Raw genomic sequence first — 16,729 nt, forward strand, 5'->3', positions numbered from 1 at the left:
TCAGCGAGGTTGTTGTGACAAGCTCCGGAAGATTACCCACATCCTGCAATCGGGGGCCCAATCTTCGACAGACTCGGGCGATTATGTTAAGGCAACGACACCCCTGCACGCAAGTCGTTAACCGTCAATGATTTTGGTCGAGTTTCCCGGCAAGGACCAGGCCAGTCGGAATAGGGGTGCGTGATTTTCCGTTGGTCTCCGGTTGGGATTTCATAGCCCGGCCAAACCATACGGGCAAAACGCGCGCCGAACGCAACGGACCGCTCCGATTTCCACACCCCCTGGAAGGGAACGAATTTCGACGCTGAAACGAACGAACCGCTGCAATTTTAGAAGACGAAATTCTTGATGTGATGCCCGGTTTGGGGGTTGACATTTCATCGGGGTTGTGACATATTCGCTCCCCCGGCGGGGAGTACGTTTGGTAAGGATGCCATGGGGAGGAAGCGCGATTTCAACATCTTGGCTTCAATCCGCGCGCTGCCATTCAGGGGTGGGGTGGCGGTCCGCGCCCTTCGAACTTCGGATTATGTCACCGATCAAAATCTCCGACTCCGCACAAGAGGTTTGGATGACCTCGGACCGATGCGGGTCGTACGAGTTGGTTATTTCTGAAACATTGAGAAAGAAAAGAGTGGTGACTCGGCAGGGGATCCGAGCATCGGCATCATCAGGAGAGGACTGAAATGTTGAGTTTTTCGACGTCACGACGTGCGGCGATTTTCGGCCTGATCTGTGCTTGTTGTTCGCTGGCGGCCGGCCAGAGCACGGAGGCGGCTTCACCCTGCGTGGTGATCAGCCAGGTCTATGGCGGCGGCGGCAATGCCGGCGCGTCCAGGCAGAATGACTTCATCGAGCTGTTTAATCGCGGCTCGGCCACAGTCAACATCACCGGCTGGTCGGTTCAGTACACCTCCGCCACCGGTTCCACCTGGATCAAGACCGATCTGTCAGGAAGCATTCCGCCCGGCGGGTACTACCTGATTCAGCAAGGTTCAAGCGGCGCGAACGGTGCTCCGCTGCCAACCCCCGATGCCACGGGAACGATCGGCATGTCCACCACGACCGGCAAGGTTGCGCTGGTGAACAACACGACGCTGTTGTCGGGTACATGCCCCAGCGGTTCGCAGATTATCGACTTTGTGGGTTATGGTTCGTCGGCCAATTGTTTCGAAGGCGCTGCGGCCACCGCGACGTTGAGCGTGACGACGGCCGCCATTCGCGGCTCCAGCGGATGCACCGAGACCGATCAGAACGGCACTGACTTTGCCGCAGGCACTCCCAATCCTCGAAACAGCGCGAGCCCGGCGCACTCGTGCGGCTTGCCCGCCGACGGTGATTGCGACGGCGTTCCCGATTCCAGCGACAACTGCCCCAGCATCGCGAATCCCGGTCAGGCGAATGCCGACGGCGATTCAGCCGGCGACGCGTGCGATGGCTGTCCGGCGGATCCAAACAAGATTGCTCCGGGGATCTGCGGCTGCGGCGTGGCGGATACCGACACGGACATGGACGGCGTTCCCGATTGCGCCGACGGCTGCCCCAATGACCCCGCGAAGATTACGCCCGGCGTATGCGGCTGTGGCGTTGCGGACACCGATACGGATATGGACGGCACGCCGGACTGCAACGACGGCTGTCCGGAGGATCCCGACAAGGTCGCCCCGGGTGTTTGCGGCTGCGGCGTGGCGGATACCGACACGGACATGGACGGCACGGCGGACTGCAACGACGGCTGTCCGGAGGATCCCGACAAGATTGCTCCCGGCATCTGCGGTTGCGGCGTTGCGGACACCGATACGGACATGGACGGCACGGCGGACTGCAACGACGGCTGTCCGGAGGATCCCGACAAGATTGCTCCCGGCATCTGCGGTTGCGGCGTTGCGGACACCGACACGGACATGGACGGCACGGCGGACTGCAACGACGGCTGTCCGGAGGATCCCGACAAGGTCGCCCCGGGTGTTTGCGGTTGCGGCGAGCCGGAAACCGACACGGACAATGACGGCACGCCGGATTGCAATGACGGCTGTCCGAATGACCCCGCCAAGACTGCGCCGGGTCAGTGCGGTTGTGGCGTTGCCGATACCGACACGGACAAGGACGGTACGGCCGATTGCAATGACGGCTGTCCGAATGACCCCGCGAAGATCACTCCGGGTCAGTGCGGTTGTGGCGTTGCCGATACCGACACGGACAAGGACGGCGTAGCGGACTGTAACGACAATTGTCCGGGTACGCCGAATCCGATGCAGGAGGACCCGGACAAGGACGGCTTGGGCGATGCGTGCGACAACTGTCCGACCGTGGCCAATCCCGGACAGGAAAACACGGACATGGACAGCGCGGGCGATGCCTGCGATGAGTGCCCGAATGATCCGGCCAAGGTTCTTGCGGGTCAGTGCGGTTGCGGAAACCCCGAGACCGATACGGACAAGGACGGCGTCGCGGACTGCGTCGACAATTGTGTCGATACACCGAACTCGATGCAGGAAGACGCTGACTGGGACGTCGTTGGCGATGCGTGCGACAACTGCCCGTCGGTCGCCAATCCGACCCAGGCCGACAACGATTTGGACGGGCTGGGTGATGCCTGCGATCGCGTACCGTTCAACAACTCGCTGGTTCTGGAAGTTCCATCGGGCTGTCTCGGCAACGGCGGTCAATTCGCCGTCCAGCTCTGGATGCGCCAGTTGACGCAGAATGCCAACGGCTTCCAGGCGTTCTTGAGTTTTGACGACACGAAGCTCAACTACCGCGGCGATTTGAGTTCGTACAGCACGTTCCCGCTGCACATCTTCCCGATCACGCTTGCGCAGACGGGCGTCGGCCAGCTTCAGTTGGACGGTTCCACGCTTGCGAATGATCCGTGCACGAACCAGGACGCGCTGCTCGCGACGCTGGTATTCGACGTCGAGCCGGGCAACGACTGCATGGAGACGAGCATCGATTTCCGAACGCAAGGCTCGTTTGTTTCCGAGCTAAGTTGCAACGGCACACCGATCACGCCGACGAACACGGTGAACACGCGCCTGTTCACGATCGACGCGACGGGGCCGATGTTCACGGTTTGCCCGAAGGACTTCACCGTCGAGTGCAATCCGTCGATCCCGCTTGAGGAACTCATCGCTCCGAAGACGACCGGCCAGGCCGAGGCCATTGATGCGTGCAGCGGCGAAGTGCCGATTGAGAGCATCGCATACAGCGACAATGTTCAAAACGGCAAGTGCGGCGAAGAGAAGCACATCGTCCGCACCTGGACAGCCACCGACGCTTGTGGAAATCAGGCGACCTGCGTTCAGAACATCTACGTGGCGGATACGACCGCACCGGTGATCACCGCCTGCGTCGCCGAGGATGCGAGCCTGGGCGAGGGCTGCGAAGGCCAGATTAACTTCACCGCCACCGTCGAAGACAACTGCTGCATCAGCTCGAAGGGCATCTCGGTCAGCGCCCAGCTTGACCCCAAGAGCCTGCACAGCACGACGGTCGGAACGCCGCTGTGGAAAGTCGTGCCGGATACGAAGAATCCCAGAGTTCTCCATGTGTCCGGCTACGTTCCGGTCTCCGGCCTGTCCGGCTGCCCGGCGACGGTTCTGGTGACCATCAATGCGTTGGATTGCTGCTCGAATGAGGCCACGTCCTGCACCGACAGCGCCAGCGTGGTCGATGAGATGGCTCCCATCATTCTCTGCCCTCCGGATGTTCAGGTCGATTGCGATGAGTCCATTGATCCGGATGAGAACCCCAGTGTGGGTTACCCGAAGGTCGGCGACAACTGCACCAGCCAGCCCGTGGTCGACTACACGGACGAGCCCGGTCCGGGATTGGGCGGCAGCGAATGCCCGTTCCAGACGGTTGTTCGCACCTGGACAGCGACGGATGCCTGCGGCAACACCGCGTCCTGTCAGCAGACGATCACGCAGCAGGACGTGACGCCGCCGGTGGTTCTGTTCTGTGAGGGCGACCAGTCGGTGACGATGGGCGAGGATTGCACGGCGTCCATCTCCTTCACGGTTGCCATCGCGGACATTTGCTGCATCGATCTCAAGGGACTTCAGATCGCGGTAGAAAACGTTTCGGGTGTGACGGTGGGCACGCCGACTTACAGCATCTGCGATGCGCTGGGAAGCGGTAAGCAATCGGGCAACACGCTCTACATTTGCGGCGAAGTCCCAGTCAGCGAACTGACGAGCTGCCCGGCCTCCGTGAAGCTGCGATTCTCGGCGGTGGACTGCTGCGGCAATGCATCCGTTGAGAGCTGCTGCCTGACCACGACGATTACCGACGATACGGCACCGACCATCCAGTGCCCGAAGGATGTCCTCTTGCAGTGCGGCGATCCGTCGTCTCCGAAGGACACGGGCTTCGCCACGGCGACGGACAACTGCACGACGCAGCCGAGCGTGGATTACTGGGACGAGTGCCTGACGAATCCGAAGCGGATCGTCCGGCACTGGTCGGCCACGGATGCGTGCGAGAACTACGCGACGTGCGACCAGGTCATCACCTTTGAGGATGACGAGCCTCCGGTCCTGACCTGTCCGCCGACGATTTATCTGGAGTGCATCGATAATCTGCCGGGCATCTGCGGGCTGGGGTGCCCGGGAGCGCTCCAGCAGGGCTGCCTCCAGGGCCAGCCCTCGAAGGCGGAAAACTGCAAGGAGTACTTCGAGGAAGTGCTGGGCGGTTCCGTTACCGACAATTGCGGAGATGACAAGGTTCAGGTGCATTTGCTGAACTATTTCATCGCGGGCAACCCGTTCATTCCGCAATGCGCGCCGAGTTCGGCGATCATTGTTCTGATCTATCAAGCCGTTGATGGCTCGGGGAACGTCTCGTTGCCCTGCAAGGTGGTCATCATCATCCAGGACAACATGCCGCCGCGAATCAACGCTGGCAAGTTGCCGAAGCAAGTGGACATCGACACGGCGTGCTCGGCCACGATCCCGGTGAACATCACGGTGGAGGATTGCAACCTCTACGACGTGGATTACTGGTACAACGTGAACGGGAATGCCAACGTATCGGATGATTTGGAGATCAACTACTGCTCCGGATCCGCGACGATCAGCGGCAACATCTACGTTCAAGAAGTGTATTCGTGCCAGGTCTCGGTCGATCTATGCGTGAGTGCCCAGGATGCGTGTTCCGTGTGCCAGGGGCCGAAGCAGGGCGGACAAGGTCCGGGCAAATCGACGGAGTGTTTCACGATCAACGTGAATAATCACATTCCGCCGAACGTCGGTTGCCTTGTGCCGACGTCGCAACCGAGTCTGACCTCGTCGGATCAGTGCGATCTGCTGACGGTGTACTCCGATGCCGGCGTCTGCGGTGCGACCGTGTACTACTCGGTCACGGCCGATTCCAAGTGCGGCGGCGGAAAGGTCAGCGTCGAATGCATGCCGCCTTCGGGCAGCTTCTTCCCGGTCGGCGATACGGCGGTCACTTGTACGGTGACCGATGAGTGCGGAAATACGACCGTGACCGAGGGCACGATCCGCGTACTGGACGTGACCCGGGCAACGGCGACCGTCCGGCTGAACCTCGTAAACGCCGGTGCGGGGTATGTCCGCCCGATCAAGTTTGTCGCGCGCAACGCCGACGGATGTTCGGACCCGATCTGTGCCAATGTGTTCTTCAGTGGCGCCGCGCCGGCAACCGGGACGGCGGTCATTGAGCTTCCGTGCGGCCAGTGGGACAGCCTGTGCGCCAAAGATGAGCAACACACCATCTGGGCGTCACAGTCTCTTTCGATCGTCAACAACGAATACGTGGCGTCGGCGCCGCACCTGCTCCGCGGCGGCGATACCGACAACGACGGCGACGTGGACATCAACGACATCACGCAGTGGGTGTTGACGGTGGCCACCGGTCCGGGCCCGGGTCCGGCCTGTCCGTTCGTGGTCAGTCCGGCGACGCGCAGCGCCAACTTCAACAATGACGCCAACGTGAATGCGCTGGATTACAGCTTCTTCACGAACCTGGCGGCAGCGCCCGGCTTCGGGTTCCCGTTCGCATCCAGTTGCAGTTGTGTCCCCTCGGTCCTGGGCGGCGGCGTGGAATTGTCGATTTCGGCGAAGCGCCTGCCGGCTGGGGATGCCTTGCGGCTCGACCTCAACCGGGACGGCGTCGTGGACTATCGCGATATCGCCGTCTTCGAGCAGCGGAACCAGTTGCCGAACACGGTATCGACGAAGCTGCGGCAGGCGGCCTCCCAGGCGGTCGCCGTGCCGCCCGTGAGCGGCAAGTAGGTGTGTGATTGATCTCGAGGAGTCCCGGCGGAGTGTTCGTCTCGCGCCGGGACTCTTCTTGACTTTTGCATCGAGCTTGGAGTTTGATTCGTGCTTGATTGGGGGATCGGAGCCGGGTATTGGTCCGTCGGTGCGGACGTCTGGAGGAAAGTCGTGAACCATCGCTCCATTTTCACAGCAAGAACTTTTGGCCGGGTATTTGTGATTCTTGCGGCGCTGTTTGGCGCCGTGATCGCCTCTCCGGTCACAGCGAATGTCGATTTGTTCTTTCAGCCATCGCTTGTCTTCAGCCCGGCGCCGGGCTGTACGGTCAATCAGATTCTCACGGTTCAGCTTCGAGCGCGGTCGTCGACGGCTTCTCCCCAGCAATTCAGCGCGCTAAGCGTGATTCTGGAATGGGATCCGGCCGTTCTGGAGTTCATGGAGAACATCCCGAACTCGAATCCGAACTATCTTTGGACGAGTGAGTTCTATCCCGCGGGCGGCCTGAATCCCGATTACTCGGACGGCGATGCGTCGTATTACGCGCTGCCGCAGACGTTCAATTTGCCCGTGGCACCCGCCAATAATACAAACGGCATGTTGGTGACGACGTTCCGATTCAAGGTGCTGGCGCCCACGAATGGAACCCTCGTGCGCATGATCGCCGATCGAGCCGGAGAGCTGACCCAAGTCTCCGACAATGACGCCAACGACGTAACGGGCGATATCTCCAGCACGTCGACCTTCAAAGTCGCCAATGCCTGCGATTGCGCCCTGGGCGACGTCAACCTCGACTCGGCCTACGATTTGCTGGATATCGCCGCGGCCGTGGAGGTGCTCCTGGGGAACGACACCGACCCGTCACACGTCAACGCGGTTGACGCCGATTGCGACGGCGACGCCGACGGCAACGACATTCAGGGCTTCACGGATTTCATGCTGCTGGCCTTGTAGCGCGGTGCGACGGCATTCGCCCCAGAGTTCATTCAGCCATGCAGGTCGAGTGTCCGGCGCATGGGGGATGTCTCTGCGCGGCATGAAGGGATCGCGCTACAACACACCCTGCACGAACAGTGCGATGTCCCCGCCGTCGGCGGTGCCATTGCCGGTCATGTCCGCCGCCCAGATGCGAGCCGACGCCGGGTCGATGCCGAGCAGGACATTCACGAACAGCGGCACGTCGTCGAGGTTGATGCGCCAATCGGCGTTCACGTCGCCCTTGCGTCGCGTCGGCACGCAGACGTACTCGGCCGCGTCGATGTTTCCATTGCCATTGACGCTTGCGGGCACCTGAATCGCCGGCACAAGCGCGCCGCCGTCGTTTGTCTGATACGCCCCGAAAGCAAGGCAAATCTGTTCGGGAACCGTGCCGAATTCTCCGGCCAGATCGAGCGTGCCCTCCAGAACGCCGCCGTTGGGTCCGGTCATCGCCTGCGTCGCACCGGTTGCGTCAAACCAGCCCTCGTAATCATTATTGTTCTCATCGGCGAGAAACGCGTCCCAATCGGCGACCTGGCCGGCCTTGGCCCAGGGAGCCGCGCGGAGCGCGCCGGGTGCATCGGCCACGAAAATGAAATGATCGTTGCCCTCGCCGGCGTCGGGCGCGGCGACGTAGAGCAGGCCGTTGCGCACACCGTACCAGAGGGTCATGCTCGCGTTCTGTGCCGCAAGTGTGGCATCCGCGTCGAGCGTCCCGTTCATGACCCACGCCGGGCCGGTCGGCGCGCCGCCTTGAACGGGGTAGTGCCAATCGGCCCCGCCGTTGTTGTCCCACGTGCCCGCGCCGTTGTTGAAGACGAAGTCCAGTTGGGTCGCATTGGACGGCACGTTGACCGTGATCTCCCAGCGATTGTTCGCGGCGTTCCAGGTCATGGCGGGGTCGGGCGCGATGACGGGGTTCCAGTTGTCGAAGCCGTAGTGGAGATTGATCTGGGCCGCGCCGGCCAGCGGCGGCGCGCCGTTCGCATAGGTGATCATGACCGGCTGACCTGCCTGTGCGGGATCAGGTGTTATCGTGACGATGTTTCCGCCGCCGCCTGGGCTGCCCGCACCGACCCAGACGTGCTGGATGTCGGTCCGCTTGATGTTGCCTTGGCCATCGACCGCCTCGACGTAGTAATCGATAAGCACGTTCTGCTGGCCGGCGATCGTGGCGACGTAACGATTGGCGCGATAGGTCGCGGGGAGGATATTCCCTGGTGGGGCGGGCATCGGCGCGATGGTCATGATCTCGCTGTTCCACGGACCGACTTCCGATCCGCCGGCGTAGGTTTCATTCTGGATGGACGCGATAGGATTCTCGCCGTCGCCATCGACCCGCCAGTTGAGCGTCACCGCGTTTAACCCGCTTACGTCGTAGGCGAAGGTCCACACGGTGAAATCCGAGGGCTGCGGCTGCGTGCCCCATTCCATGCCGCCGGGGTTGTACGGCTCGCGCTGCGGTACGAAGACCGTCGGCGGCGTCGCATCGGTCTGCCCGGCGATGACGGCATCGGCAAACGCGACTGCCTGGTTGCAGCCTCGTGTCACGTTGCTGTCCCAGATTTCGGTGCCGTCCCAGTACCAGTAATCGCTCGCCTCGGCGCAGAGCAGGAAGTGCCAGGCCTTCTCGGTGTTGCTGGCCGCGGGGCCGCCCGCGAGGACGTTCTGCATGCTCGCGACCGGCGTGATCGTTTCGGCCATGAACACGCGGTTTTTCGCCGCCGTCAGGACAGCCCAACTGTTCCAGTCGGGGCTCCAGCCGCTGCCGTTCGGGTCGCCGAGCCATTTTTTGAATTCGGCGTCGCCGTTGTCGGCTCCGGCCCAGGAGCCGTCCTCGACGTGGATGACATCGTTGGCATCCGGCGGGAACCGTTCGAGATAGTCCTGCACGGTAGATACGTCGTAGTCCGCATCGCCGCTGACCCAGTTCACCATATTCTGAAAGTTGTTGTGATAGTAGGCGTGTGTGCCGCCGCCGAAGTTGTCGCCGTCGTGATGAAGCACGACAAACATCGGATGCGCCGGGTCGGTGTTGTATTGCAGATATTGATCCATCACCACGTCGTAGAGAAACGCGCCGTAGCCGCCGCGACCGTCCTCGTTGCCCTCATAGCGCGCCGCGGGTACGGCGACCACACGGGATACCGCGCCGGTCTGCGGATTGACGTGTTGCACGTGATGCGGCTGATAGCCGAAGGGGGCGCTGACGCGGCTGGGCGCCCAAAGGTTGCTTAATTGCACCCACGCGCCGCCGGACAGGGCCGGGTCGGGGTTGACCTGGTCGGCTTTATTCGGAGCGAAGAGATTGGAGGCGTTGGTGTGCGGGTAGCCCTTGCAGGCGCGGTCGAAGTGGATGTTGTCCACGAGCACCCAGTCGATGCCCTCGTCGACGAGGGCGGGGATCATGCGCCGGCTGAAGGCCGTTTCGGCGGGGAACATGCCGCGGGTGTAGCCGCCGGTGGACCAGGTGTTGCTGAAGACCTGCTTGTGCAGGCGGATTTGCATACGGATGTCTTCATAGTCGAGCAGGGGCATCAGCGGGTGGTGGTAGCCGAAGGCGACCATGTCCAGTCGCGGGTTGCCGAGGGTTGTCAGGGTGGCGACGCCGGCCTGGTAGTTGGCGTTCCAGTTGTTCCACATGCCGCCGTTGATGCCGGCGTCGCGCAGGGCGTTAAGGTTCTCAATGAGTGAGCCGCTGAAGCTGATCTGTGCGCCGAGATGCGGCAGGGCGCCCCCGATGGTGATGGCGTCGCGCGGCCAAGTCGTGTACGGCCCGAAGCGCTGGTTATGAACATCGATCACGTTGAAGGAGAAGCGATTGGCGGCTTGGGTTTGAATGATGGATTCGTAGGGGTAATAGATCGGCTGGTGCATGTGCCAGAGGAAGCCGACGTGAATCGGCTCGACGGCTTGCAAGGGTGCTGTCAATGCAATGAGGGCGACGAGACCTGCCCAACAGGTTCGGCAGGATGTGTAAGCAATCGACCGGGTCATAACCGAACCCTCACTATCCAGAATCACCAGGAGGCGATGGTAAAACATTTTACCCGGATTGAGTGGTGGATTCCAGCCCCGCGGTAGTCGTTCCGCGAGGTAAAAAAGTTCCGCGGCCACATGGCAGGGCGGTATTCGCTGCGCACGAGACATTCACATGGAAATTGCAGGATTACCGTCTTCACCGGAATGACGGCTCGGCGACATGCGAGTGCCCACGACCGAGATGGGTGCGAAGAGAATGGTGTGGACCGGGCTACTTTTTCGGTAGCCCCATCACGTTTTTCTTGAAGACTTTTGTCTCCAACGGCCGGGCGAATTCGGTCCAGTCGCTGTCGGCGTTGCGGGCATCCTCGATGGCCGAAAGCGCCATGTTCAGCCGCGCGTCGAGATTGTCCAGATAGTGTACCGCGATGGCCTCGAGGCACGCCGGCAGGCGCGGGCTGCCGAACTCGTACGACCCGTGGTGCGACAGCACGATGTGCGTCAGGACATTCTGCAAATCTTCGGGGAACGGCTGGCCTGTTGCGTCAGCGACATCGGCGGCTTTCCGGTCGATCCAGATTGCCGCCTGCGTGATATGGCCTACCAGTTGCCCCGCGCTGGTATACGTGAAATTCGTGTCGTAGGTCAACTCGGCGGTCTTGCCGATGTCGTGCAGGAAGACGCCGGCCAGGACGAGGTCGCGGCTGACATCGGGATATTGGCTGTCGCTATCGTCGTTTTTGCCGAAGACGCGCGTAGCAAGCGTCAGCACGCTTAGCGTGTGCTCCAGGAGTCCGCCGACGTACGCATGATGATTGGTCACGGCAGCCGGGGCGCGTTTGAATCCCTCGACAATGCCCTCGTCCTTGACGAACTCCTTGATCAGCGCGAGCAATAGCGGGTGCTTGATCGTGCGCAGAATCGCCAGCACGTCGTTCCACATCTTGTCGATGTCGTGTTTGGTTCGCGGGATGTAGTCGCCGATGTCAAAGGTGCCCTTTTCGGCCGCCCGCAGGCCGTCGACGATGAATTGCAGGGCGCCCTTGTAGCTTTCGGTCCGCCCTCGCACGCAGAGGAAGCCGCCATCGGGAATCATTTCGTACTGCTGCTGGGTGGCGTTCCAGATACGTCCGAGCAACTGTCCGGTGCGGTCGCCCAGGACAAGGTGAATGTAGAGCCCGCCGTTGGTGGTGGTGCGGAGGTCTTTCTTGCAGACGAGAAAGACCTGGTCGGCAAGCTGCTCACCGGGTTGGAGTTGATCGATGAAGCGATGCGTGGGGGCTTTGGAGGTGGCCATGCCCGGATCATAGCGGTAGCGCGCCGGGTTGAAAAACAAATCCGACGGATTGCAATTCGTCGGATTCTGATGAATTCACAGCGGCGCATCGCCGCCATCGGAAGCGTGCCAGCAGGAAGCGGTACGAATCAATTCGCGGCGACGGCGGCTTCTTCGATCCGATCGAACGCGTTGAAACCGCGAGCCGTCTGCCAGCGCCGGTTGAACCGCTGGGCCGGAGGCGTTTTCCTGCCATCCTCGAGCGGGTCGATCGGATCGGTGAGGTGGCACTCGTCTTCGCGGCGGTGCAGGAATCGGATGCCGCATCGGGTGATGCCGCGCTGTGGGGCACGCAGGTTGACGACGACACCTGTCTCACGCCGGCGGCGGGGCGTCTCGGTCGGTTCGTCGCTGAAGGTCTGAAATTCGAGGTCGATGCGCTGGCCGAGCATCGGGGCGTTCATGGCGGTGGTCATGACCCCCGCGCCGCCGGCGGAGAGATCGACGAGATGGCCGGGCAGGGCCTGCGGAGAATCGTCGAGGCGAAGTTCAATCGGCAGGTAGGCGGCCCGCCGGGTGTCCATTCGTCGTTCGAGGTACGAAAAGTTCATTTCTGCTCTCCGCGAGGTTCGATGGTGCGGGGTCGGGTTCGTCGCCGCCGCCGCATTCCCGGGTATCCGCACCCCCCATCGTGCGAAACGGACGGTATGTTTAGTAAGAAATGGCCGGCACCTTCGAAGCGACGGTCCGTCGCGGCGCGTTCACAGGCCTCGCATTGGTCGGCGGCGCCGCGCTGCTTGAAAGATGGGCGTACTTTCGCGTTAATGCCCAGCTTTGAACCGATTTGAGACATCCGGGCGTTGACCGGGGAAAGGCCCATAAAAATGCGTTGGACCAAGTTCCTGATCCCCACGACCAAGGAAGTGCCGAAAGATGCCGTCGTGCCGTCGCATCAGTTGATGCTTCGCGCGGGGCTGATCCGCCAACTCGCAGCGGGCGTTTACAGCTACCTGCCGCTGGGCTATCGCACCTTGCGGAAGATCGAGGCCATCGTTCGCGAGGAGATGGACCGTGCGGGGGCGATCGAGCTGCACATGCCGGTGCTGCACCCGAAGGAACTGTGGCAGCAGACGGGACGCACGGCGGCGATGGGCGACGTGCTGCTGGGTCTGCGTCCGGTGAAGGACGGCGACGAGAGCGACTGGCGGGCGCAGACGGTGCTCGGCCCGACGCACGAGGAGCCGGTGACGGAGATCGCGCGGGCTTATCTGAACAGCTACAAGATGCTGCCCGTCAATTTGTATCAGATTCAGGTGAAGTTCCGCGGTGAGGCCCGGCCCAAGAGCGGCGTTTTGCGCACGCGCGAATTTCTGATGAAGGATGCGTACAGTTTCCATCGCGACAAGGAGAGCCTCGACGAGGGTTACCAGCGGATGTACGACGCCTACTGCCGCATCTTCACGCGGTGCGGCCTGCCGTACATCGCCTGCGAGGCCGAAAGCGGACCGATCGGCGGCGACGCCTCGCACGAGTTCATGGTTCTGACCGAAGCGGGGGAGGACGTGGTGGCGCTCACTGAAAACGGCGACTACGCGGCGAACACCGAGCGGGCCGTCTGCGCGCCGTTGCCCGCTAACGAGCCGCGGGCTGGTAACGAGCCGCGGGCTATTCACGAGCCGCGGGCTTCAGCCCGCGCGGCGTCGGACGACGAGTTGCTGCCAATGCAAGACGTACACACGCCGAACCAGCGGACGATCGACGAGGTTTGCGCATTTTTGAACGTGCCGGCGTCGAGGATGATTAAGACACTGATCTACGTCGAAACGCTCAAGCATGAAAACGCTAAAACGCCAAAACAAGGCCCGCCGATGCCGTGCGTCGTGTTGGTGCGCGGGGATCATGAAGTCAACGAGAACAAGCTGAATCGCATTGCGGGCGCGAAGCTCGAACTCGCCGACGACAAGACGATCACGTCGCTCACCGGCGCGGCCGTTGGTTTCGCCGGGCCGCACACGCTGGGCAAGACCGGCGTGCCCTATCGGCTGATCGTCGACCAGGCGGTGTCGGTGATGCGCAACGCGGCGACGGGCGCGAACAAGACCGACTATCACACGATCAACGTGAACCCCGGGCGTGATTTTCCGTTGCAGGGAGAAAACGTCGTCGTCGCCGACGTGCGGAACGTGGTCGATGGCGATCTGTCGCCGACGGGCAGCGGCTCGCCGATTCGCCTGAAGAAAGCCATCGAGATCGGCCACGTCTTCAAGCTCGGCACCAAGTACAGCGACGCAATGAAGGCGACGTTCCTCGACAACGACGGCAAGCCCAAATCGCTCATCATGGGCTGCTACGGCATCGGCTTGAACCGCATCATGGCGGCGGCCATCGAGGCCCATCACGATGAGAACGGCATCATCTGGCCCGCGTCGATCGCGCCATTCAGCGTGCTGATCGTCGCGCTGGACCCGCGCGAGGCGGACGTGATGAACACGGCCCAGACGCTGCACGACGAATTGGAGGCGGCGGGGGTCGATGTGTTGTTCGACGACCGCGACGAGCGCGCGGGATTCAAGTTCAAGGACGCCGATCTGATCGGCATTCCCGTGCGCATTACCGTTGGCCGCAAGAGCCTGGCCGAGGGCGTGGTGGAATTGAAACGGCGGGACTCGACGGAGGTGGAGAAGATTCCGCCGGCCGAGGCGGCCAGTCGGGCGAAAGCTGCCATCAGCCAGGTTTGATCGTGCGTTATCTCGACGTATACTATTGTGTCAACGATTTACACGACAACGTGAACACCCTTCAAGGCCATCGAAAGAGTGGAAAGGCTCCTTCGATTGACCACCCGGGCACTCGATTCGGCTGGCGTGGAGTACGCCATCGTCGGGGGCAATGCCGTCGCGGAATGGGTTTCGACGGTTGACGAGGACATGGTTCGCTTTAGCAAGGATGTTGACATTCTCGTGCGGCGCACCGAGAGTCCCACGGTAACGACCGCGCTGGCCAGGTTCGCGCTGATACCAGCAGAGGTGTTGAGGCCACGGTGTTTGTTGATCAGGATGACCCCAAACCAAATCGCGGTGTTCATCTCCTAATGGCTGGAGAGCACATTCGTGCGCATCATGCATATCCAGCGCCGGACCCCGCACGATTTATGCGGCTCAAGTCGGGATATCGGGTCGTTGATCAACTCGCTCTGGTCGAAATGAAACTGCAATCCGGACGACCCATCGATATTGCTCGTATCGTGGATCTATAATCTGTAGGGCTGATAACGCCCGAACTCGCGGCGAAACAGCCGCCCGACCTCCAGTTGAAGCTGGCGCAGGTGCCGGAGCCGGACACGCAGTGAATCGCCGGAACTCACCTGTCAGCTTCCGTGGTCTTTGCCGGCGTAGGACTTGTCGCGCGTGTCCACCTTGATCGCGTCGCCGGTCTTGATGAACAGGGGCACGCGGATTTCCAAACCGTTCTCGAGCGTTGCCTCCTTGGTGATGTTCGCGGCGCTGCCGACGCTGTGGCCCGGCGGGGCGGTGTTGGCCACTTTCAGCACCACGATATCGTCCATCTCGACGCGCATTGGTTTGCCTTCCAGGAACGTGACGCGATACTCGCTGCCCTCTGATAGAAACGCCTCGCGCCCGCCGAGCTGCGGACGGCTAAGCGTGTATTCTTCGAAGGTCTCGCTGTCCATGAACACCATGTCGTCTCCTGACGCGTAGAGGAATTGCATCGGACGGTACGCGTGCTCGACCTCGGTGATCGGCAGCAGGTCGTCCAGCGTGCGATCGACCGGGCGGCCGTCACGCACATCGGCGAGGCTGACATGCACCGTGGGCCGCTGCTTACCGGTGTGACGTTCGTTGAAATCGACGACGACGTAAACGTGGTTTTCGTGGCGAATCCACATGCCGCGCCGGAGAGGGATGTTGGCCATGGGCAGCCTCCAAGAAAGTGTGTCGTGCGCGCCGGTTCATCGTAGTGTTGGATCTGCGCGTGCGAAATGGGCGAGCGTTGCGAAGGCACCGGGCCGACGTTACCATGCGAACGTCACGGACGACGTCCATGCGCAGCGACCTCATCGCACAGATCAATCCCGACGCGTTGCGACATAATTATCGCGAGCTGCGTGCGGCTTCGCCAGGGGCGAAACTCTGCGCGGCGCTGAAGGCCGATGCGTATGGCCACGGCATGCGGATCGTCGCGCCGGTGTTGCACGAGGCCGGGGCCGACATGGCGGCGGTGGCTACGGTGCCGGAGGCGGTCGAACTGCGCAGGACCGGGTGGTCGCGGCCGATTCTGTTGCTGGGCAACGTGTTGGCGACGGTGGATGGGGCCGAGCGAGGTGAGCGGCTGGCGGCGATTGTAGAGCATGGGTTGACGATCACGATCACGGACGAGGACACGGTGCGCGTCGTGGGGGAATGGGGCGGCGGCGCGGTCATCGGCGCACACGTCAAGGTTGATAGCGGCATGGGGCGGATGGGCGTCATGCCCGATGGTCTGCTTCCGCTGATTCAGCGTGTGCGGGGGTGTCGGTTGTTGCGGTTGGTGGGCATTTATTCGCATTTTGCCACGGCCGATTTCGACCCGTCGCAGCGCGATCTGGTGCAGCATCAACAAGCGGTCTTCGTCGAGGCGCTTTTGCGCGTTGGCGATTTTCTGCCGCCGGGCGTTATTAGACATTTAGCGAATTCAGCCGCGACGATCACGCTGCCCGAAGCCCACTACGACATGGTGCGGCCCGGTCTGGCGCTGTACGGCTACTGGCCGGCGCTGCACCTGCGCGAGCGCATCGAACTGCGACCGTGCCTGCGGCTGGTGTCGCACCTGACGGCGGTGAAGGAGCTGCCGGTCGGTCACTGCGTCGGCTACGGTCGGACGTTTGTGACGAAGCGGCCGACCAAGCTGGGCATCGTCCCGATGGGGTATTTTGACGGATTTCTAAGGTGTCTGTCGAACCGGGCGATGGTGACGATCCGCGGCGCGGCCGCGCCGGTGGTGGGGCGGGTAAGCATGGACCAGATGGCGGTGGATCTGACGGACGTGGCGAGTGGAGCGAGCGCGCTCACACCCGGTACGGAAGTGACGATCATCAGCGACGACCCCGCCGCGCCGAACTCGGTGCAGGCGATCGCGACGGCGCTGGGTACGATCCCGTATGAGGTGACGTGCCTGCTGGGGCAGCGGGTGGAGCGAACGAGTTCGCAGCAAACCTGACCCGCGCGCCGGCGTGTTGCATACGTTGCTGCGCCGG

General features: G+C 62.1%; 8 protein-coding genes. 4 read left to right on the forward strand and 4 right to left on the reverse strand.

Annotation, left to right across the window (positions count from 1 at the left end):
- Positions 1 to 686: 686 nt before the first annotated feature.
- A complete protein-coding gene (locus HRU71_14935) occupies positions 687 to 6,257 on the forward strand; it encodes a thrombospondin type 3 repeat-containing protein (protein QOJ04702.1) in 5,571 nt (1,856 codons plus the stop codon).
- A gap of 153 nt (positions 6,258 to 6,410) precedes the next feature.
- Positions 6,411 to 7,193, forward strand: a complete 783-nt coding sequence (locus tag HRU71_14940) for a hypothetical protein (GenBank protein ID QOJ04703.1) — start codon at positions 6,411 to 6,413, stop codon at positions 7,191 to 7,193.
- 96 nt (positions 7,194 to 7,289) lie between these two features.
- Here the strand turns inward: HRU71_14940 and HRU71_14945 are convergent, their stop codons facing one another.
- The 3 genes from HRU71_14945 to HRU71_14955 form a co-directional block, all read right to left on the reverse strand.
- On the reverse strand, positions 7,290 to 10,136 hold the full coding sequence (locus HRU71_14945; GenBank protein QOJ04704.1) for a hypothetical protein: 2,847 nt from the start codon (positions 10,134 to 10,136) through the stop codon (positions 7,290 to 7,292).
- Between the two features lie 334 nt (positions 10,137 to 10,470).
- On the reverse strand, positions 10,471 to 11,496 hold the full coding sequence (locus tag HRU71_14950) for an HD domain-containing protein (protein QOJ04705.1): 1,026 nt from the start codon (positions 11,494 to 11,496) through the stop codon (positions 10,471 to 10,473).
- A gap of 128 nt (positions 11,497 to 11,624) precedes the next feature.
- Positions 11,625 to 12,086, reverse strand: a complete 462-nt coding sequence (locus tag HRU71_14955) for a PilZ domain-containing protein (protein QOJ04706.1) — start codon at positions 12,084 to 12,086, stop codon at positions 11,625 to 11,627.
- Positions 12,087 to 12,359: 273 nt separating this feature from the next.
- On the opposite strand from HRU71_14955, the gene HRU71_14960 reads away from it, so the two are divergent.
- Positions 12,360 to 14,213 carry a proline--tRNA ligase gene (locus HRU71_14960; protein ID QOJ04707.1) on the forward strand — a complete coding sequence of 618 codons (1,854 nt, stop codon included), beginning with the start codon at positions 12,360 to 12,362 and terminating at the stop codon, positions 14,211 to 14,213.
- Positions 14,214 to 14,842: 629 nt separating this feature from the next.
- Here the strand turns inward: HRU71_14960 and HRU71_14965 are convergent.
- The gene (locus HRU71_14965) at positions 14,843 to 15,409 is read right to left on the reverse strand and encodes an elongation factor P (protein QOJ04708.1); all 567 of its coding nucleotides are present in this window, start codon (positions 15,407 to 15,409) and stop codon (positions 14,843 to 14,845) included.
- A 128-nt stretch (positions 15,410 to 15,537) separates the two neighbouring features.
- Between HRU71_14965 and alr the strand changes: the two genes are divergently transcribed.
- Entirely contained in the window at positions 15,538 to 16,692 is a 1,155-nt protein-coding gene (gene alr / locus HRU71_14970; GenBank protein ID QOJ04709.1) for an alanine racemase, read from the forward strand.
- Positions 16,693 to 16,729: the final 37 nt, after the last annotated feature.

The sequence above is a fragment of the Planctomycetia bacterium genome (assembly GCA_015200345.1).
Classification (GTDB): domain Bacteria; phylum Planctomycetota; class Phycisphaerae; order UBA1845; family UTPLA1; genus PLA3.

Excerpts from the sequence above, each read along its gene's own strand:
- HRU71_14960 (QOJ04707.1), top strand. The coding sequence starts at position 12,360 with ATGCGTTGGACCAAGTTCCTGATCCCCACGACCAAGGAAGTGCCGAAA.
- HRU71_14955 (QOJ04706.1), bottom strand. The coding sequence starts at position 12,086 with ATGAACTTTTCGTACCTCGAACGACGAATGGACACCCGGCGGGCCGCC.
- alr (QOJ04709.1), top strand. The coding sequence starts at position 15,538 with ATGCGCAGCGACCTCATCGCACAGATCAATCCCGACGCGTTGCGACAT.
- HRU71_14965 (QOJ04708.1), bottom strand. The coding sequence starts at position 15,409 with ATGGCCAACATCCCTCTCCGGCGCGGCATGTGGATTCGCCACGAAAAC.
- HRU71_14935 (QOJ04702.1), top strand. The coding sequence starts at position 687 with ATGTTGAGTTTTTCGACGTCACGACGTGCGGCGATTTTCGGCCTGATC.
- HRU71_14950 (QOJ04705.1), bottom strand. The coding sequence starts at position 11,496 with ATGGCCACCTCCAAAGCCCCCACGCATCGCTTCATCGATCAACTCCAA.